The organism is Acuticoccus sp. I52.16.1 (genome assembly GCF_022865125.1).
GTDB lineage: Bacteria > Pseudomonadota > Alphaproteobacteria > Rhizobiales > Amorphaceae > Acuticoccus.
Genome location: NZ_CP094828.1, coordinates 2,490,077 through 2,509,767, shown reverse-complemented (window position 1 = coordinate 2,509,767; position 19,691 = coordinate 2,490,077). Strand labels below are relative to the sequence as shown.

The 19,691-nt window shown below is 62.7% G+C and carries 11 protein-coding genes and 3 pseudogenes; 4 read left to right on the top strand and 10 right to left on the bottom strand.

Going from position 1 to position 19,691, the window contains the following annotated elements; genetic code table 11:
- Positions 1 to 152: 152 nt before the first annotated feature.
- From MRB58_RS11390 to MRB58_RS11370, 5 genes are all read right to left on the bottom strand, one after another.
- Positions 153 to 1,328: a hypothetical protein gene (locus MRB58_RS11390; RefSeq protein WP_244781817.1), complete on the bottom strand. Its 1,176-nt coding sequence runs from the start codon at positions 1,326 to 1,328 to the stop codon at positions 153 to 155.
- Positions 1,329 to 1,384: 56 nt separating this feature from the next.
- Complete coding sequence (locus MRB58_RS11385) at positions 1,385 to 2,065, bottom strand: M23 family metallopeptidase (protein WP_244781816.1); 681 nt, start codon at positions 2,063 to 2,065, stop codon at positions 1,385 to 1,387.
- Between the two features lie 1,485 nt (positions 2,066 to 3,550).
- A complete protein-coding gene (locus MRB58_RS11380) occupies positions 3,551 to 3,796 on the bottom strand; it encodes a hypothetical protein (protein ID WP_244781815.1) in 246 nt (81 codons plus the stop codon).
- Positions 3,793 to 6,207 carry a terminase gpA endonuclease subunit gene (locus tag MRB58_RS11375; RefSeq protein WP_256461725.1) on the bottom strand — a complete coding sequence of 805 codons (2,415 nt, stop codon included), beginning with the start codon at positions 6,205 to 6,207 and terminating at the stop codon, positions 3,793 to 3,795. The genes MRB58_RS11380 and MRB58_RS11375 overlap by 4 nt, the downstream gene beginning before the upstream one ends.
- Positions 6,155 to 6,331: a hypothetical protein gene (locus tag MRB58_RS11370; RefSeq protein WP_244781813.1), complete on the bottom strand. Its 177-nt coding sequence runs from the start codon at positions 6,329 to 6,331 to the stop codon at positions 6,155 to 6,157. The genes MRB58_RS11375 and MRB58_RS11370 overlap by 53 nt, the downstream gene beginning before the upstream one ends.
- An 18-nt stretch (positions 6,332 to 6,349) precedes the next feature.
- Here MRB58_RS11370 and MRB58_RS11365 point away from each other — a divergent pair, with 18 nt between their 5' ends.
- Together MRB58_RS11365 and brxL are read left to right on the top strand one after the other, a co-directional pair.
- The gene (locus MRB58_RS11365) at positions 6,350 to 6,709 is read left to right on the top strand and encodes a hypothetical protein (protein WP_244781812.1); all 360 of its coding nucleotides are present in this window, start codon (positions 6,350 to 6,352) and stop codon (positions 6,707 to 6,709) included.
- 11 nt (positions 6,710 to 6,720) lie between these two features.
- Positions 6,721 to 8,820: a BREX system Lon protease-like protein BrxL gene (gene brxL, locus MRB58_RS11360; RefSeq protein WP_244781811.1), complete on the top strand. Its 2,100-nt coding sequence runs from the start codon at positions 6,721 to 6,723 to the stop codon at positions 8,818 to 8,820.
- A 649-nt stretch (positions 8,821 to 9,469) separates the two neighbouring features.
- On the opposite strand, the pseudogene MRB58_RS11355 reads toward brxL, so the two are convergent.
- The 3 genes and pseudogenes from MRB58_RS11355 to MRB58_RS11345 form a co-directional block, all read right to left on the bottom strand.
- A pseudogene (locus MRB58_RS11355) lies at positions 9,470 to 10,498 on the bottom strand (IS110 family transposase).
- A gap of 163 nt (positions 10,499 to 10,661) precedes the next feature.
- Complete coding sequence (locus MRB58_RS11350; RefSeq protein ID WP_244781962.1) at positions 10,662 to 11,624, bottom strand: TAXI family TRAP transporter solute-binding subunit; 963 nt, start codon at positions 11,622 to 11,624, stop codon at positions 10,662 to 10,664.
- A 48-nt stretch (positions 11,625 to 11,672) separates the two neighbouring features.
- A complete protein-coding gene (locus MRB58_RS11345; RefSeq protein WP_244781810.1) occupies positions 11,673 to 15,368 on the bottom strand; it encodes an ATP-binding protein in 3,696 nt (1,231 codons plus the stop codon).
- 132 nt (positions 15,369 to 15,500) lie between these two features.
- Here MRB58_RS11345 and MRB58_RS11340 point away from each other — a divergent pair.
- A pseudogene (locus MRB58_RS11340) lies at positions 15,501 to 15,980 on the top strand (IS110 family transposase); the annotation flags it as partial.
- Positions 15,981 to 16,161: 181 nt separating this feature from the next.
- Here the strand turns inward: MRB58_RS11340 and MRB58_RS11335 are convergent.
- The gene (locus MRB58_RS11335) at positions 16,162 to 16,638 is read right to left on the bottom strand and encodes a hypothetical protein (protein WP_244781809.1); all 477 of its coding nucleotides are present in this window, start codon (positions 16,636 to 16,638) and stop codon (positions 16,162 to 16,164) included.
- 349 nt (positions 16,639 to 16,987) lie between these two features.
- Between MRB58_RS11335 and MRB58_RS11330 the strand changes: the two are divergent.
- Positions 16,988 to 18,054, top strand: a pseudogene (locus MRB58_RS11330) (IS5 family transposase).
- 184 nt (positions 18,055 to 18,238) lie between these two features.
- Here the strand turns inward: MRB58_RS11330 and MRB58_RS11325 are convergent.
- On the bottom strand, positions 18,239 to 19,684 hold the full coding sequence (locus MRB58_RS11325) for a TRAFs-binding domain-containing protein (protein ID WP_244781808.1): 1,446 nt from the start codon (positions 19,682 to 19,684) through the stop codon (positions 18,239 to 18,241).
- Between the last annotated feature and the right edge of the window lie 7 nt (positions 19,685 to 19,691).

Here is a 19,691-nt window from a genome sequence, read left to right as displayed (position 1 = left end):
CGCCTGCATCGCCGAGCCAAAGGTCGAATGGCGTTCGAACCGAACTCGGGGTTCCCAGCGACTGCGAACGCGTCAAAAACAAGTAAAAGCAAGTAACATCGACCAACTTCCGGCTTGAGAATTCGACCGGACTAACATTACTACGGCGCCACTCAGTCTGACGCTTCTCCCTCCTTGCTGGCTTGACGGTCGGACTCTCCCTTTCCGAACTCGAACTTCCCCACGATGTACGCGGAATGGGACAGCGCCAGCAGCGCCGCGAAGGTCGCCCCGGGGTCGGGAAAGTCGAGCCAGCCGTCGCCTCCGGTCGCCCGAAGAAAACTCACGATCGTGGTCTCGCGCATCACTGCAATCAGGGCGCCCATGTAGCTCACGACCAGAATGATCGTGAACAGGACTTGCTGGACCCTGCTGAGGTCCGGGCGCTGCTCGGACCCCGCCTCCTCGCTCAAGAAGAGGTCCGCGATGGATGCATCGCCCGGGTCCGGACGCTCCGCTGCGCGCGGGCCGAGGTCGATCCGCCCCGGCCCCGCCCTCACGTTGACCGAACGCGTACCCGCCCCCGGCCTCGCCTCCTTCACGAGGCCGGTGACGAGCGCCGAGCCGACCGAAATGCTCAGCGCGGCCCAGATCCAGCCGTGCAGTACCGGGAACAGATTGATGTTGCCGTCCGTCACCGCCACGCTGAGCGCGCCAATTTTAAAGCTGGCGAGCATCGCATAGGCGCCGACGATCACCGTGGTCCAGAGCGCCACCTGCGTCTTGCCCAGCGACATGCGGTTGTTGTCGCCGAGGAGGATGCCGCGCGTCACGCCGAGAATGCCGTACCCGACCGCCACCCCGAGCAGGATGATCCCGACGGTCGCCAGCGCGAACATGGGCACGAGCGACGGCTGCACGCGCGCGCCGAAACTTTCTGGCGACGGTGCCGCGAAGGTCACCACGTTGCCAATGATGCCGACGACCCAGAGGAGGGCGGGCTTGAAGCCCCACTCAAACGTGACTGGCTCGGTGGTCGCCGCGAGCTCCAGGGCGTGCCGCCAAACCGCGAGACAGCCGGGCGGGAGCTCGGCTACGTTTTCGTTCGGCGCACACTCTTTCCGCGGCAGCGTGACCTTCGACGCGTCGCACCCGGCGGCCCCGGCACTCCCGTTTTCGCACGACTTCTCGTTCGTCCTGGCCGGCTCCGGCTCCGCCTCGATGTGGCCGGAGATCAGCATGTGGGCGCCGGCGTAGACAAGCCCCGTCGACAGCGCACTTGCGATCGAGACTACGAAGACGAAAACCCCGATGGTACCGAGCAGGATCGCCACCCTGGTCTGGCTCATCCAACCGCTTCCGCTGGAGTGCGCCGGACTCGAGGCGCGAGACGCCCGCGTACGCGTCATGGCAGCTGCTGCGCCGTCGACCCGCAGATGGTCTGGCTAGCGTCGTTCTCGTAGGCGACCGACCAGCCGTACGTGGCTACCGCATCCTTTTTCCCGGTGACCGTTCCGGCCTCGTCGAGCACCAGCAATTCCAGGTGCAGATGGTCCTCGATCGAGGTCTTTCCGTTGCACGTAGCGTCCCGCCAGCATGCCCCGTTGTTGCCCGCGTTCCCCGTGCATCCGACCTTCCCAATCACGTCGCCCCCCGCAACGCTCTTGGGTGCCGGGAACGCGCCCGACGGATCGAGGTGCGCGTGGACAGCGATATGCCGCACCCCGGCAATCCTGTGGTAAAGGTAGATGTGGTTGCCCCAGTCTGGATGCACCGGACGCCACTCGATCGTTCCCCCGGTCAGCGCCAGCACGTTCGTGCCGCTCTCACCAAACAGGTCGGATCCGCCGTGCGGTCCTGACGGACGCGGCCCCTGATACTTCGACCATTTCGGCGCCCAAAGCGCTCTCCCGGCGTCGGCGCCGCTCGTTATCCGGTACCAGCCGCGGTATTGCGCGTCGGCATCGACCGGAAACCTATACGACCCGACCGCGCGGGCGATGCCCGGCCCCTCTTCGTCTGCGAACAGCGTGAGATCCAGGTTCGCTCCGGCTTCGGCCAGGCTCACTTCGTTTGGAAAATTCATAATATCAAATTCTTTTGCCCGCGCGACGCGCCAGCTTTACGGTAAGTGCCTCCAGGCGACCGACTAGCAGGCGATTTGCGGCCGATCGGCTCCTGCTGGAGGACCGTATCGATCTTTTTGTGTCTCCCGCCGAACCGGACGGAGGCAGTCGCGTCGGTCGAGAAAATTCGGTTGTCCGCACAGAAGCACTGGGCGAGCAACCGTGCATCTGCAAGGATGGTCTTTCCCGATTTACCCGGGACCGGAAGCGTGTGTTCGGTCAGAGACCGGTGCTTCGCTGGAATGAAGGCGCTGATGCTGACAGTTATTCTTTTCGCCGATACTGCCCCCGCCAGCCGAAGCAGCGACGCAGCGCCCAATGAGATTCTTTCGATCATAAAGGTGCCCAGCATGATAAATTTACTCGGAAAACACTGCTCCAATGTAGCCCGCACAACACGGTCGCGAAATATCGCTTCGCCGCGAACAAATTCCCGGTAAAGCTCTTGGTTACATCATCATCGCCGGCAAGGGTTCTGGCGTCAATATTATGTTTGACAATTTGTGGAATGGGCCGGACGAGACGGATTTGTGTCCGGCTATGGGTGGTGGGCATAAAGGTTGAACGTTCACACGTTCCTGCCGACGGTCCATGCCATACACCCTCCTCGTCGTTGACGCTGATCGCGATCGTCGGCGAGAGGGGGACCTCACCCCTCACGGTACTTATTCCTACGCCGGCATCCTGCGGGAACCGGCCGCCTTCGACGCGTCAGGCCGCTTCGTCGCCGTCGTCACCGAAGGTCAACTTAAAGACGCAACGCCTGGCGGCAGCATCGACTTGTGGCGTCTCGTCGAGGAACCCACGCGTATAGGTTCGCCTACACAGAACCTCATCGCGGTCCGCGATCCATGGTCCTCGTTGATTGAGTTCTTCGAAATCAAAGAGGATGGCGCTTGTCTGAGCCAGCCCCATTCAGCCGAATTTAGTGGTACCGGCGCGCCTGCTCCCGTACTACTTAGTAGTTCTTAAGTAAGCGCACGATCGCCGCTCCCTCCGGCAGCTCCTCGACCTCGTCAGTCGCACGACCGAGAAGCTCCTGGCTGTACATCGGCACCGGTACGCACGCGACCCGAGCCTACTCAGACCTAGCCGTCGCGCATGCGCCGAGCGAGATCGTCACCACGCAAGGACAATCGCGCGACGCATCCAGCATCCGCCGCCTTTAGAGATCAATACTGGAACGGTTCTTCCGGCGGCCCGGATGCGGCACCAAATAGGCTGCCAAAACAGGATCCCGTCGATGCCAACCTCCGGCATCTTCTCACCGAAGAGCTGGGAGTTCATTCATCGGGCACATGCGCGCGCCTGCGCCCGCATCACCGCATAGTCCTCCAGCAAGCCCACAACGGCCGCGCCCTCCGGCAGGCCGCTCGACCTCATCCGCCGCGCGGTCGAGAAGCTCTTGCCGGTACTCCGGCACCGGCACACACGCGACGCCTTGCTCAGAACTCGCCGTCGCGCATGCGCCGAGCGAGCTCATCAGGCCCGCGAGGACGATCGCGTGATGCATCCAGCATCCGCTGACGCGCATCGGACACCTCCCGTTCCTGTTCGAGTTGCTCTTGGAGACGCCCGCTGCGCTCGCCGGACCGGTGAAGCGCGGCCAGCGCCACGAGAAAAGCGCCGGCAGCGGCGGCGTACATTCCGAGCCGCCGCACCCACGGCAGCGCGAGAAGCCATCCAATCACGTGACCTCCTCGCCGAGCTGCCGAGCGGCATTCACTCGTCGCCACAGCGCATATCCACCCCCGGCAACGATCAGCAACCCGACCGCGACGCCGAAGATTGTCCCGGCCTGGATGTGGTGATCGGCCCGTTCGAGTTCGGTGACCAACGCGGGAAGGTTCTCGGCGACGATCGCGCCGCCACTGGCAACGGCGATGCTCGTTCCCTGGACGACGCCGGACTTTGCCAGCGGCTCGATGTCGGGCGGCAGCGCAACCTCGGCCGGCCAGCGATAGCCGAGCAGCTGGTTCGCCGAGTATGGGCGGATGCTGACCGCGTCGCCCTGGTTTCCGCCGAGGACCAGGATGTCGCCGTTTTTCGCGCGGCCGGCGTAGAAGCCGACATGGCCCTGCCAGCCGTCGCGCTTGCCGCGCCAGAACACGACGACGCAGCCGACGGTCGGTTTGTCGAGCTTGCGGCCCCAGCTCAGCCAGGACCGCGCTGCGGCGGCGCGAGGGACGTCATAGCAAATGCCAGACTCGCGGAGACACCACGCGACGAACGCGCCACACCAGGCGGTTTCGTCGTCGGTGGCGCGCAGGCCCGTCGCTTGCTGGTAGCTGACGATCCGCGGGTTGTGTTTCGCGCCACGGATCTCCTGCTGGCCCAGCTCGGCGGTGGCGAGCTGATACCACTTGGGCGTCATGGGGGACCTCCAAAACGAAAACAGCCCGCACAAGGCGGGCTCGGTTGCCCAGCGCGGCAGGTGGACCGTGCCTGGCGCGAACGCCGCGCCGACCTCGACCTCCTCCAGAGCCGGACGGTCCAAGCGGAGGAAGCGGTAGGTCTCCGCCTTGAACTTCGAAGCCGCCACGGTCCAGAGCCGTGCCCCTCGGCGCAGCCGCTTCCCGGCGACGGTTGCGTCCACGAACGTCGGTCCGGTCACGGGGCTCGCCCGGTTGAACCCCTCGACGCCCTTCACTGGCGCCACCTGCGCGAACCCGACCTGGCGCGCCCAGGCGTACACCGCCGGAGTCTCGTAGCCGGTGTCGATGGCGAGCCGTGTGATCGTTAGCGACGATCCGTTCTCGTGCGGCCAGGTCCGGCCGAGAAGCTCGGTGAGCCCCTGCCAGCATGTCTCCGACCCGGGCCCGCCGTCGATCACCACGTGTTCGACGAGCCAGCTCTCGAGCCCGCGGCCCCACGCCCAGACGTCGACCTCAATGCGGTCCTTCTGAACGTCGGCGCCGGCCGTCAGGAACAGGCCACCCGCCGGGACGATACCCGGTGTCCAGTCCTCCCGCCGATCGGCGAGCCGCTGCCAATCCGGCGCGTCGCCTGTCTCGACCCACGTCTCGCCGAGCACGGTGTTGCGGAACACGCGCTCCGCCTCGTCCGACCCGGCGACCATCTCCTTGTCCCGCGCGATGTCAGCCCACGACTTCCAGCCGGGCGGCGAATAGAGCGCCGAGAGATGGAAGCCGATCGTGCGCGGGTCTTGGCTCGTGCCTGTCGCCCGCCATTCGCCGGCGCCAAGCATCGCCGCCTTGTAATGCTCGCCGAACGGCTGCTCGCATTCCTCGCAGTGGTACTCCGCCGTCTCCGGCTGCCCCTTCTCCCAGCGCAGCCGCTCGAACCGCAGCCACTGCATGTGGCCGCACAGCGGGCACGGCACGAAGTAGCGTCGCTGGTCGCTCGCCTCATACTCGCGCTCGATCCGGCTGACGCCGCGGATCGTCGGCGTCGAGACCAGGAACACCTTGCGCCGATGCGCGAAGGTCAGCGATCGCGCTTCGGCGAGCGCGACCGGATCGCCTTCCTCGTCGGCCGACGCTGGATAGGCGTCGACCTCGTCGAGGAAGACGTACCGCGCCGGCATCGAGCGCAGACCGACCGCGGAGTTCGCACCCGTCATCACGAGCACGCCGCCCGGAAAGTCCTTGGAGAGCTGCGTGTTGCCGGCGTCGCGCGATCGCGCCGGCTGCACGCGCTCTCGCAGCGCTGGACTCTCCTCGATCAGCGGATCGATGCGCTGCCGCGAGTTGCGCTTGGCCAGTTCCACCGTCGGCTGGACGGCTAGCATCGGCCCGGGCGCATGGTGCATCACGAAACCGATGAAGCAGTTGCCCGCTTCGGTCGCGCCGACCTGCGCCGCCTTCATGAACACGACCCGTTGCGCCGGGTGGCTCGGGCTGAGCGCGTCCATGATGGCGCGCATGTACGGCGTCCGGTCCGTCCGGTACCTCCCGGGCTCTGCCGAGGCGCGCGACGAGAGCCAGCGATGCCGATCCGCCCATTCGGAGACCGTGAACGCCGGGTCGGGCGTCAGCCCTTGGCGCCACGCCTTCGTGAGATCTTCTGCGCCATCGAAGGTCTCGGTCTCAACGGAAGCCGACGCGGAGCTCCGCGAGCTCCTCGAGGTGGGCGCGGACATGGCTCTCCAGAACCCTCTGCGTGGCGCCGACATCGGTGCCGAACTCGGCCGCCATCAGCGCCGCCACGCGTGCCGGCCACGTCACCCAGGCATCGCGCTCCTCCCGCGCCAGCTTGAACACCATCGCCTTCGCCCGGTCCCGGTGCAGATCTTCGTCTCGGGCCGCAGCCTGATCTCCTCAGGCCAGACGGCGGTTACGCTCTATCAGACCCAGCCCGTCTCGGAGAAGATGCGGCCTCGGGAACTTCTGGCGGGTATATACGCGACCGATGGCACACTGATCTCGGACGAATACACGCTGCTGTTCGATTTCCGATCCGAAAACGCCCGCGAGAGGGAAATGCCGCGCAAGTTCCTTCTCTCGCGTGAAGCCGACCGGTTCAACAATCAGGACGTCATCCTGAAACTGCGTGAACGAATCGGAAAGACCAGTCATTACCAAGACTATGCCACCCATCGTTTCCAGTTGCGGCGTGGCATCACCACCGACTTTGATTTCTGAGGAGCCCGCGGATGAGTGATCTCGACGCTAAGATCAATGAGTATTTCGCCGGCTTCGTGGTCCGAAAGGATCTGGTGAAGGCGGTCAAGGGCAACGCAATCGTGCCGACCTACGTGCTTGAGTACCTGCTCGGCCAGTACTGCGCGACGGACGATGAGGCATCGATCCAGACCGGCATCGCGACGGTTCGCGAGATCCTGCACAAGCACTACGTTCACCGTAGCGAGGCCGGGTTGATCCAGTCGACTGTTCGGGAAAAGGGCCGTCACAAGGTCATCGACCAGGTCAGCGTCTCACTGAACGACAAGACCGACAGCTACGAGGCCGCCTTCGAGAATCTCTCCATCAAGAAGGTCGCAGTCGACAGCGGCACCGTGAAGGCCAACCCGCGGCTACTCGTCACCCCGGTCTGGTGTATCGCGGATGTCCAATACGAGTTCACCGATGACAAGCGCACCTCCCCCTGGATACTTGAGAGCATCAAGCCCATCCAGATCTCCCGGGTTGACTTCGACGCCTATCTTGCTGCACGAGCGGCCTTCAGCACCGAGGACTGGATCGATCTTCTGATGCAGAGCATCGGCTTCGCGCCCGAGGCTTTTGGCCGGCGCAGCAAGCTCCTGCAGTTGATGCGCCTCATTCCTTATGTCGAGCGCAACTACAATCTGATCGAACTCGGCCCCAAGGGTACTGGAAAATCACATATTTACTCCGAGTTCTCGCCCCACGGGCAGCTGATCTCGGGTGGCGAGGTCACAGTGCCGAAGCTCTTCGTGAACAACTCCAGTGGCCGGATCGGCCTCGTAGGCTACTGGGACGTCGTCGCCTTCGACGAATTTGCCGGCCGGGAAAAGTCGGCTAACAAGGCACTCGTCGACATCATGAAGAACTATATGGCCAATAAGACCTTCTCGCGCGGGGTTGGCTCCATGAGCGCCGAGGCGAGCTTCGTCTTCGTTGGCAACACCGACCACAATGTCCCGTTCATGCTGAAGAACAGCGATCTCTTCGAGGCCTTGCCGAAGCAGTTCCACGACTCGGCTTTCATCGACCGCCTCCACGCGTACCTGCCGGGGTGGGAGGTCGACGTCATCCGCGGCGATATGTTCACCGTAGGTTACGGCTTCATCGTCGACTACCTCGCCGAGATCCTGCGCCATTTGCGCGCCGACGACTTCTCCAATCGGTTCGAGGCGCATTTCAGGCTCGGGCCGCAGATCTCCACGCGGGACCGCGACGCGATCTACAAGACGATGTCGGGGTTGATGAAGCTCCTGTTCCCGGCCGGTGGCGAGAACTCCGACGAGGTCGAGGAAATTCTCGGGCTCGCGGTCGAGAGCCGCAAGCGGGTAAAGGACCAGCTTGCCCGAATCGACAGCACGTACCCCGACGTCGATTTCCATTTTGCCGGATCAGACGGCCGCAAGCGCCCGGTCACCACGGTGGAAGAGGAGGAGTTCCCGCAGTTCTATCGTCTCAAGCCGGCGCTCGAATCTAGGGAGCAGGCCCCGCTGCCAACTCCGGCGTCGGCTACCGCGATGTGCGATGACTCTCCGTCGCCGCAGCCGGCTCCCCGCGTTGCACCAGCGCCAGTTGTGGATCGCATCGCAGCCCGGGAGGGTCACCACGTATTCCCAGAGAATCGCAAGGGCGTCAGCTTCGAGAAGCTCTTCGTACCCTACCTCTCGGGCGCCAGCGAGATCACGATCACCGACCCCTACATCCGACTCTTCTATCAGGTCCGCAACGTCATGGAGCTGGTGGAAATTGTGTTGCGCCACAAGGCACCCGAGGATCAGGTCAAGATCCACCTCGTCACCTGCCCTGACGAGGGCAACGTCGGTCGCCAACGCGAGTACCTCGACGCCATTGTCACAGCCTGTACCGGCACCGGTATCGACTTCACTTGGGCCTTCGACGGTACCGGGACCCTCCATGCGCGGCACATCGTCACCGATACAGGCTGGAAAATCTCCCTTGATCGAGGGCTCGATATTTTCCAGCAATATTCCATGAATGACGCCTTCAGTCTTGCCAACCGGATGCAGGAGCAGCGGGCTGTGAAGCAGTTTGAAGTGACTTACCTGCGTACGTCGAATGTCCGCCCGTGACGACAGCAGCGCGGCAATGCCGTGCTTGCCGAGTCCAGCCATTGCGTTTTGGCTGAAGCAAGAGAACTAAACGATCGGGCCTTCCCGACGGTTTGTTTTCTGTTCCACTTTCGCGCTCGGTGCCGTGGTCGAAGTGAATAGGTCTGGTCGCTCAAAATCGTCGAAGTTTCAATGCTTTCCGCCCCCTGCACCAAACCGGCGCAGTCATGAGGTCCGGAGAATATCGGCCCTGAGAGACCGCGTCCGAGCCTCCAGGCCCCGGGGCCAGTGCTCAGCCCTTCCCGCATAACCCTCGAAAACAACGGGAACTTCCGCTCGCAGCCGGATCGGGAGAACGCTTTCGCAACGGCAAGTGGCGGAGGGAGAGGCGCTGGGATCCAACATTCTCTTGTGGATGCCGCCCCCGTTTGCAAGGAATTCCTGAGCCTTGGACGTGTGATCGAGTGCGTACTCTTGTCAGGCCTTTGGGTGCGGACTGATGAGTGCCGCTGGCCGAGATGGTGATGCGCGGACCGGGACCAAATCTCCGACAGCGAGCTCGAGGCTCGGAGAATGTTTCTGGTTGCCCCATCCGGATCATGTCGATCATTTGCCCATTCAGCTCATGCCTTCCTCACAACTTCATCGCCCCGATGACACCGGCACCAGTTCAGGTGCCGATCATCTTCGGGCCGCGATAGTCTTCGCCTCGCGTCCGCATCGCCCAGATGCCCCGCGACATCTTGTTCGCCAGCGCGACCGCCGCCACCATCGGCGGCTTTCGCTCCAGCAGCCGCGACAGTTAGGATCCGCTCGGCGAACCTCGGCGTGATGCCCATCGTATCACCGCCATCGCGCCGGTAATCAGCAAGCGCCGGATATCGCGCTGGCCCATCTTCGAGGTCTTCCCCAGCTGCTGTTTGCCGCCGGTCGAGTGCTGCCGTGGTACCAGGCCGAGCCACGCGGCGAAGTCGCGCCCGCGCCGGAACTCTTCCATCGGCGGCGCAAAGGTCTCGACCGCGAGTGCGGTGATCGGCCCGACGCCCGGCATCGTCTGGAGGCGGCGCGGTGTCTCTGCTGTGTTCGACATCTCGGCGACCTTCGCCTTCAGCGCGTTGATCTGCCCCGTCAGGTGCGCGATCTGCTCCAGGAGCATACGGCAGATCGATCGCCCCAGATCTGGGATGCGAGCGCTGGGATCTTCGATCACCTCGGCCAGCCGCGAGATGTGGCCGATCCCCTCAGGCGCAACATAGCCGAACTCGTAGAGGTGCGATCGAAGCGCGGTTACGGCCTCGGTCCGCTGCTTCACCAGCTGCTCACGGGTTCGGAACGCAATGGCCCGCGCCTGCTGCTCTGCCGTCTTCTGCGCGACGAAGCGCATCGTCGGACGCTGCGCGGCCTCGACGATCGCCTCCGCGTCGGCCGCGTCATTCTTCTGCCGCTTGATGAAGGGCTTCACGTAGTGCGGCGCGATCAGCCGGACCCGATGACCATGTCCCGCCAGTTCCCGCGCCCAATGATACGCGCCAGCGCAAGCCTCCATCGCCACGGTGCACGGCCGATGCCCCGCCATGAACCGTGCGAACTGCATGCGCGACAGCTTCTTGCGGAACACGACCGATCCGTCAGCCGCAGCGCCATGCAGCTGGAACACGTTCTTCGCCAGATCGACGCCGATAATGGCCGCTTCATTCATGGATGCCGTCTCCCCTGAGCCCGTGCTTCGACACCGCATGCTTCGCAATTGCGATGCCGACGGAGGGTGAGAGCGGCATCCACCCCATCTCCGCTACCGCAAACAAGCGCCCCGCGCAGACCTTGGGAGTTACAGGCCCGCTTCGTCATCTGCATTTACGTCCTCAGTAACCGGAAATAATTGCCCGCGCACTCTCAAGGCGCTGCCAACCGGGGACCTCCAATCGGGGATCTACCTCGCCCCATTTCCTGTGGAAAGCGCTGTCGCGCTGTAGACGAGGCAGCGCTGCGACAAGACTCTCTACGAATACTTTTACCCGATCGTGCCGACTGCTAGTCGGCTTCCAATTGTAGGCAGCCATGACTGCACCAACTGCAATGGTTTCGATCGGAGCGTCAAGCAGGCCGCGATAATCCTGTGGCGTCAGCGATGCGCTAATGTAGCCCAGTGCTTCGAGGTTCCGATCGATCTCAAGTGGAAGGAATGTCACCTTACTGCTGGGTGGAATGTCACTGAAGTAATTCGCTGGCCTGCCCACGACGAAAAGGGCGCCGGCCAACTCGCCGCTTACCACTCCGGCAACAGCCTCCGTGTTAGGCAAATTGACAGTTTGGACATCGATATCCAAGCTATTAAAAAGGTTAACTGAAGTCATGTGAGTGCCGCTGCCGCTTGGGCCGAAGGCGACTGGCCTCCCATCATTCTCCAAGTCGCGGAGCGTATTGATTCCTTCAGCTGCGAGAAGATGGACTTCCTCGTTGTATAGTTTCATAACATAGCGAATTTTGTCACCTAGATTGACGTCACCCTGCTGTTGGCTCGCTATTGCCAGCACGTCTGATTGGACAATTGCGACATCCACGCCCTTCAGGTAAAGCAAGTCCAACAGATTCTGCTGCGAACCCCGACCCAAGATGGCAACGATTCTCAGTATGCCGTCCTCGTCGAGAGCGTCGGCCATATCCTGAGCGAAGCGAGCGTATGTGCCACCTACGCTTCCGGAGATCACCCCGACCGTCGGCTTGTTCGCCTCAATCCAGAGCCTGTTCTGGGCGACGGATTCGGGTGATGTTAATGCAATCCCAAAAAGCGCGAATACGACTGCGTAGACGGACCGAAAGCTCATCTTCACAATACTCTCCCCTCCAGGTTTTATAGCCGAATTACCACAAAATTAGTTGGCGCCTAACCACTGCGGCATTTTGTATCGACCTTCACTAGCCGCACTGCCGGTAGCCCGATCCCCAACGACGCGTTCTTTAGAGGGCAATTCCGGCGCGGGTCGGGAGGGATCACGCTGCGGATTAGAAGCAGGGGACGCCGAAGTTGAGGGCTCGTGGATCGTGGTCCGCCGCAATACATTGGGATCGCCGGCTGTCGCAGCATGCGGCGCGGCTGACGGAGCGGAGGTCTCCCCCGTTTTGGTTTGGGCGGCCCGCTCTGACAGGGCATCGTTCCACCAAGCATCAGGGTCGCCAAAGGGATTATTCAAGTCCAACTGGGCAATCATAGTCATGCCGTCCAGGAACCTTTTATGGATTTCCTCGTCCTTCTCCGGTGAGTTGATGACGTAGGTGAGATAGGCCTGACGGGCATCGTCCAGCCGGCCTGCCACAAGAAGGAGGTTCCCTTTGATGAACGCTGCCATGGCAGTGAGACCCAGGCGACCTCCTACATAATCTTGAATTTCCGAAACCGTTTCAAAATGATCTCTTTTGATATGCTGAAGCGAAAGGTCGATCATTATTGAAGAGAGGAAGCGATCTACCGTCGATTCATCGTAGCCGACTACCACCAAGTCTCTTCTAGCTGTATCAGCAGCCTTTAAAAGGCCAGGCACACCACCAGTCGCGTCGTATGCCTCGATATACGCCTTCACAAAAGACGCAAAATCCTCCCGCCTCGCCTGGCTTTCTTTTACTGCAGTATTGGCAACATTATAGAAATATTCTATCTCGCGGATGAGACCCTGACCTCTCGCAACGTCAAGCGTCGCGAGTTTTGTTCTTGATGATATTAGTTCGTTAAAGTATTGGCCGACCGTGTTAAAGTGCCGGGGCTCAACACCCCCCAAGAACTCGATCTCATCTTCAATTACATCGATCGCTCGCGAAGGAGCTTCAAGCATCAGCGCTATTTCTGCAATAGCTCCGTAAGCGGTCGCAATCGCGCAGGCGCAACCAATATTTTCTGGGTCAATTTCTAGAACGTTCTTCCGTATTGTTATTGATTTCCAGTATAATCTAGTAGCTTGCTCTAGATCTCCGGCCTTCATGAGATTAAATGCAGATATTTGGAGGTTATCTGCGAGGCGTAGTTTGGTTCGGGTTGCTTCACTGCCGCTTCGTTCACCGACTGCTTCGTACAGATCTACCGCGTTCTCAGCGTTGGAGATCAAAAGGAGCTTCGCATCATCGCGGCCAATCAGCGGTTGCCATTGCGCAAATGCGCGAGCTCTCCGGTCCGCGATCTCTTCCATCAGCGTCATCCGCTCGGCTGGGGCGAGGCCAAGCCCCTCGACCCGCCCCTCTGCGCTTGACAAGACCTCCACAACTTCGGCGAACGATTCAAGCCGTGTGTCAGTTGTCGTCTTTTGGTTGAACAGCAGGCTGTCCGCGTTCGAGATCGCCTCCCAAATGCTCGCTCGGTGCTCAGCGGCACGGAGTAGCTTTTCTGCCTTCATCCGCGAAAGCTGTTCTTGTGAACGCGCGGCGCGACTGTCAAAATACATGAGGCTTGTAATGGAGAGCAGCAGCGTAACGGCCACAAAGCCGGTTGCCACCATTCGCCGTCGCACCCTCCGCTGTCGATCCCTTTGGAGATGTTCCGCATCTCGCGCTAGCCGTGACTCGTCAATCAGCCGCCTTGCGCCCGGCGACAGGGTGAAGTCGACATCGTCTTGCATATCGAGTGCGTCGTCCAGCATACTACCCCGCAGGTAGTGTGCATTTTCACCGTCCTGCTCTGACATTTTGGCTCGTACATCCGCGTGACTAGCGGCGCGCAGCTCGATTTCACCTTGCAGGCTCAACATCCGCTCGTTTTCGAGTATAACCTCCTTAAGGGTAGGCCAGGTTTCTGTGAGCTTTTCGTGGGCTAGGCGCACCTTCGCCGTGCCGGACTGCTTGTCGGAGCCGACCAGGAGCCGTTGCTCGGAGAGGGTCTCGATGAGGCGGATCTGGATGGGGTCATTGTCGAACACTGCCCGGTCGACCCAGACGGCGGATGCTACCGTGCTGTTTGGCAGCTTGATGACGAGCCTGCGCAGCAGAGGGGAGAGAGCCTGGCGCAACTCGGTTGGCAGGTTGCGGGTCACGTCCGCGGCATGGCGCGCGAGTGCCCCTTCAAGCCCTCCGAAGCCGCGATAGGCGCTGATAAGCAGGAGCCCTTCGTCGCTGCGCTCACGGTAAAGGAGGTCAAGCGCAAACTGAAGGTGTGGCAACCCGTACTTGTCTCGGCTTGCCTCTTCCTCGACCTCATCCGCCAGACTGCGCTGCGTGTCGGGATCTCGCTCAAATACAAGCCCGGCGAGCTCAGCCGGCATGCGTATCATGCGAGCAATCTCCCGACGGCTGGGTGGATCAAGCGAGAACGTTTGCTCGCGGAATAGCTCCTTCAGCTCGCCGATCTCGTCGAGTAGATGCCAAAGGTCGGAACGCATCGTTGCGATGACAAATGCCCGGTCCGAGCGCGCCAATGCGCGGATCGCGGCGATGTAGGCATCGCGCCCAGTGCAATCGTGGGTGATGATTTCCTCAAGCTGGTCGACGAGCAGCGCTACTCGCACTGACTCCGATATGTTCTCCCGCAACATCTCGACGACGTCAGCGCCCGAGCCGCCCCGCAGCACGTCCTCCAAGTGCGGCGAGGCCGGGCCTGCCAAGGTAACCTCCGGGAGTGCTCTCGCGGCATTCAATGAGGCGGCAAGCGCGCGAACTAGGTCGCCGCTGGCGTCGCTTGGTCGCATCGTTGCAATACGAACATCGTGGATCTTGGGGAACCGACCAGACTGCTGCAGGCTTGCGAGGAGCCCAGCGCGCGCAAACGAACTCTTTCCTACTCCGCTCGCGCCTACAATGAGGAGCGCAGCCGCGCCGCGTTCCGCGCCCGCCGTCAGGCGCCGCTGTGCATCCTCCAAAGCGTTCCGTCGTCCAAAGAAGAGGTCGGCGTCAGAAACGTCAAACGATTCGAGGCCCCGAAATGGGGAACCGCGCGTCCAGGGGGCACGCACTTTGACAGCGTCCGCCGTTCCCGTCAGCGCACTTACGCGCTCCAACACTGCCCGCTCAATGTGCTCGGCAAAGAGCTGCTCGAATCTTGCGGCATCCTCGAAGCGCGTCAGCGCTCCGCCTAACCGCGGCGTGTCGCCATCGAACCACCGCTGCCAGAACTCCGCGAGGCTGGTCTTTTGTTGAATGAACTGCTGCAGCGCGACTAGTTCGACCGTGTTGGGCGGCTGGTCGGCGGTCTTCCGGTAGGTCAAGATCAGTGGCCGGTCTTCTCCGTCGGAGCGGCTGCGCGCCTGGTGCGCCCGGACAAACTCGTACTCCGTACCCGTCAGCGTGCGACCGTCTCCATCGCGAAAGCGGTCGTCGTCGGGGAGCGGCGTCCCGAGTCGTTGCCACAAGACGCACACAAAAATGTCGAACTCACCGGCATCCCTAATCTGCTCCTGGTAGCCGAGTGCCCCGTCCATTGGCTCGGCTTCCCAGAAATACGGCTCGATCCTGCAGCTCAGGCGGAGGCGATCGGCCATCCGCTTGATCACTGTCCGGGCGATCTGTCGTTCAAAGGCAGCATCGCTAGGAGATGAGACAAATATCGTCAGCGTCGGCAACTTTTCCATTGGCTGAAGCGCCTCCAGTGTCATCGACAGCGATCTCTTTCACGCGCCTATGCGACGCGTCGGGCCGATATATTCGGATCCTACGCGCCTTATCGCGCTGGTCGAGGAGAATCTAAAAATCTTGGACCGCCCGGCAGCTGTGATCTCGCCCGGTTCGAACGATGGCGCTCGCTCGACCACCGCATCGACGCGTTGAACGCCGAGTTCGTCGAACAGGCGCGGGCAGACGAGGCGGCCAGCCGCCTCATGTCGATCCCCGGCATCGGTGTGCTGAACGCGACGGCGCTCGTCGCCGCGGTGGGCAACGCGGACGGCTTCCGGCGGTCACGCGACCTCGGCGCCTGGCTCGGCCTCGTGCCGAAGCAGATGACGACCGGAGGCCAACCGAAGCTGCTCGGCATCACGAAGCGCGGCAACACCTACTTGCGGATGCTCTTCATCCACGGTGCGCGGGCGGCGATGCCCGGGCTCGCGAAGCAGGCCACACCGCTCGGGGCGTGGCTGCGCGGCCTCCTTGCGCGCACGCACCGCAACGTCGCGATCGTGGCGCTCGCCAACAAGCTGGCGCGCATAGCCTGGGCGACGCTGAGGCGCGGCGTCCGGTTCGAGCCTGGAAGGGCTCTCGCCGCGGCCTGAGGCATAACGAGATCGACGCAGCCTTACGGTCGCGTCGCCAGGGGTTTGCGAAGAGGGGGAAGATGGCCGAAGGGTCAAGCCCGCGCTTCGGACGCCTGGTTCAAAAAACGGCGCATCGACGCCCGGTCTTTTATGAGGACCGGGGCGCTCGGATCACCATCTTGGCGACGGCATCACGCCGCTATGCCGGATACATTTGCGCACGACCCACTCGCGCCAGCGACCAACTCCTTGCAAACGGGGCGGGCCATACGTTTTTGAAGGTCACGCCGCGCTTGTCGAAGAAGTACCAGACCAGTGCGCGGCTCACCTGGACGCCGCGGTCGGCCCGTAGCCGCTCGGCAATCTCGGTGAGGGTGATGTCCTTCCCGGCCTCCACGAGCGCCATGATGAAGGCCTCGTGCGCGTCGAGCTTGGAGCGAACGGGATGCCCTTGCCGGCCGGGCTCGACGCTGCCGGTCCGACGCCACAGGACCGCATAGTAGTCCGACCTTGAATACGAACAGAAAACACGAGTCTCTCTCAGAAATTTATGAAACACCTCTAGCTGCTGCTCCCAAGGATCACGAAGGTTGATCGTCGCCACTCGCTTGACCGAGAGGCTGGCAACAAATTTTTTTTCCTCTTGCACCCATAGCGGTTTGTCGCGCGTGGTCACGGTCACAGACCAGAAAGAAATTGCGCGAGTCGATTTCGCGTCGCAACAAGTGCCGAAGCTCTTCGTCTTGTTCGATCGCCGTCAGAAAAACAGAAGAGGCTGAGCGCCGCGTACCTCAAGAACATCTTTTATCCTTCTAACCGGGTTTCAAATCTCACGTCGAGTGCGATACGAATATCCACGCGGCGCTCCGTTGGGTGTAGCCACGTGCGTCTGTCATTGATGCTCGTCGTTTCCTGAATCAACTAGCTGGCAATTATGCATAGCGCGAAACCACACCTCAGCTGAACGCCTCGAAAAACCCGTTCGAATCGGATTCAGTTGAGGTGGGTATTCGGGGGTAGCGGCGATGCGCGGACAGCCGGGTTTCTTTGACGTCGAGGATCGTCTGCAGCGGCTGAGCGACCTCGGCGACCAGTTGGACGCGTTCGCGAGGGTCGTCGACTTCGAGATGTTCCGCCCCGAGCTCGAGGCGGCGCTGGACTACAGCGACCGGGCGAAGGGTGGCAGACCACCGTTTGATCCCGTGCTGATGTTCAAGATCCTGGTGATCCAGGCCAGCAACACCCTCTCCGACGATCGGGCCGAGTTCTTGATCAACGACCGCCTGTCGTTCATGCGCTTTCTCGGGCTCGGCCTTGCCGACAAGGCACCGGACGCCAAGACGATCTGATTCTTCCGGGAGCGGCTGACCAAGGCCGGCGCCATCGAAGGTCTGTTCACCCGCTTCGACGCCGCGGTGCGGGAGGCCGGTTACATCCCGATGTCCGGTCAGATCGTCGACGCCAGCCTCATCGCCGCGCCGAAGCAGCGCAACACCGACGGCGAGAAGGCCGACATCAAGGCCGGCCGCGTTCCTGAGGCGTGGCAGAGCCATCCCGCGAAACTGCGCCAGAAGGACCGCGACGCCCGCTGGACGCTGGTCTTCGGCAAGGCGCGCGAGCGCGATGACGGCACCCGCCACGCCGACATTGCGATCCCGGTGTTCGGCTATGAAAACCACATCTCGATCGACCGGCGGCACGGCTTTATCCGCCGCTGGGACGTCACCGACGCGGCCGGCCACGACGGCGCCGGCTCCTCGACCGCAGCACTACCGCCTCGACCGTGTGGGCCGACAGCGCTTACCGATCGAAGGCGAACGAGGCGTTCATGAACGCCCATGGCTTCAAGAGCGAGGTTCACCGCCGCAAGCCGAAGGGGCGGCCGATGGCCCCGAACATCCGCCGCGGCAATGCCACCCGCTCGGCCGTCCGTGCGGCTGTCGAGCCGGTCTTCTCTCATCAGAAGGGAGCGATGGCGCTGACGGTCCGAACCGTCGGGATCGCCCGTGCCAAGGCCAAGATCGGCCTCGCCAACCTCACCTACAACATCAGACGCCTCGTCTTCCACGAGCGCCGCGCCGGCCTCGCCTAACCGGCGGCCCGAAGAGCGGGCGGGCACCCGCCGCAGCCGCAACACCGAGACCACGCCCGGTTGCCGAAACAAGGCGGCAGACGCCTCGTCGCTCACCAACATCGCCCTCAGAGCCTGTTCTTCGAGGTGTTCAGCTCCGATGAGCCACGTACGGTGGCTTGAGTTCGGTTCGCGGCATCTCATCTCACGCTGATCTCGCCCGCGCCACGAGGTCGTCGCGGATGGGGACGGCGAAGGCGAGCGCGTCCGGGTCGGGTGCGTTGTCGAGGATTATGGTGAGGTTGTTGGCGGTCGTGCCGGGCTGGAAATCTTCCTTAATCAGCGGGACGGCCTTGATGTGTTGGCGCTGCGCCGCCTTGGCGTCGCGCGCGAGCACGGCGAGTTCCAGCAACGTCGCGTGTCCCCAGTAGTCCGCCGACGTGCCGATGTGGCGCGTTGCGGCGTAGCGCACCACGGGCACCGTCGCGTCGAGTTCGGCCTTGCCGTCCTCTCCGGTCGCGGCAAGCAAGGTGCATAGGTTGACGCCCGGGTAGTAATCCCGCGGATCGAGTTCGAAGCCTTGGCGGTAGGCGGCGATGGCCTCCTCCAGGTGAGCGGGCTCGGTGATGTCGCCGCTCTTTCGCGCGGCCTCCCAGCGGCGCTTGTGGATCCGGCCGATGAGGCCGCAGGTCTCCGCGTCGGCGCCGAAACGTTCCTTGACGTCCTCCAGCACCTTGAGCGCCTCGGCGACCAGCGCGGCATCCTTGGTCGTCTCACCCTGGCGGTTGAGCGCGAAGGCGTGCTGCTCGCGTGTGACGCGCTGGGCGCGCAGAACCTCGGGCATGCGTTCGTGCAGCGCCAGCATTTGCGGCCATGCGCTCACCGCGCGGTAGGTGATGAAGAGCTGGCTGAGGTTGACGAGGTTGGGCCACTGCGACGCGAGGAGGCGGTCGGCGAGGGCGTCGAGTTGTTCGACCGCGTCGTCTTTGGAAAGCTGTCCGGCGATGAATCGCTCGCGGATGGCGTCCATCTCCCGCTCCACCGCACTCTGACTGTTGGCCATGGCGATGAACGCGTCGGAGCGCAGGTGCGGCAGCTCGGGGATCTTGACGTTGTAGCCTTGCATAAGGCGGAAGAGCGGGCTGTCGGTCTCGCGCCACGGCTCAGGATCGAAGCGGCTGTCTCCCAGGTGCGCGCGTTGCTTCAACGCGGTGGCGAGCGCTTCGATGAAGGCCTCCAGCGGCTCTCCGCGCACGAGGTTGCCCATGGCATCGAGGGGGTAGGCCACGGCTTGCAGATAGCTCACGTCGAACGGGATGGCCTTGTCGTTGCCGGTGATGCCCACCGTGGTGCGCGGCTTGACGGCGTGACGGACGCCGAACTCGTAAAACACGTTGGCGTTGGCCGTCGTAAGGTCCGCGACGGCAAATGGCGACATGACGATCTGCTGCAAGAACTGATCGTGGATGATCCCAATGGGGAGCTGCTCGCCGCCCCGCATGGGGTTCATCCCGGCCCGCTCCACCCCGGGCCGGATGGCATCGCGGTAGACGACGTCGAAGTCGATGCTGCGGCCGGTGGCGGGCTCGGTCTTCACCTGGAACGGCATGATGACGAAGCACGCGGGGCGGTCGTCGTGGGTTTCGCTCATCGGGTCC

Coding starts and splice junctions, on each gene's coding strand:
- MRB58_RS11370 (WP_244781813.1), bottom strand. CDS start 6,331: ATGGTGTTCAAGCTGGCGCGGGAGGAGCGCGATGCCTGGGTGACGTGG.
- MRB58_RS11385 (WP_244781816.1), bottom strand. CDS start 2,065: ATGAATTTTCCAAACGAAGTGAGCCTGGCCGAAGCCGGAGCGAACCTG.
- MRB58_RS11325 (WP_244781808.1), bottom strand. CDS start 19,684: ATGAGCGAAACCCACGACGACCGCCCCGCGTGCTTCGTCATCATGCCG.
- brxL (WP_244781811.1), top strand. CDS start 6,721: ATGAGTGATCTCGACGCTAAGATCAATGAGTATTTCGCCGGCTTCGTG.
- MRB58_RS11345 (WP_244781810.1), bottom strand. CDS start 15,368: ATGACACTGGAGGCGCTTCAGCCAATGGAAAAGTTGCCGACGCTGACG.
- MRB58_RS11390 (WP_244781817.1), bottom strand. CDS start 1,328: ATGAGCCAGACCAGGGTGGCGATCCTGCTCGGTACCATCGGGGTTTTC.
- MRB58_RS11375 (WP_256461725.1), bottom strand. CDS start 6,207: ATGTCCGCGCCCACCTCGAGGAGCTCGCGGAGCTCCGCGTCGGCTTCC.
- MRB58_RS11350 (WP_244781962.1), bottom strand. CDS start 11,624: ATGAGCTTTCGGTCCGTCTACGCAGTCGTATTCGCGCTTTTTGGGATT.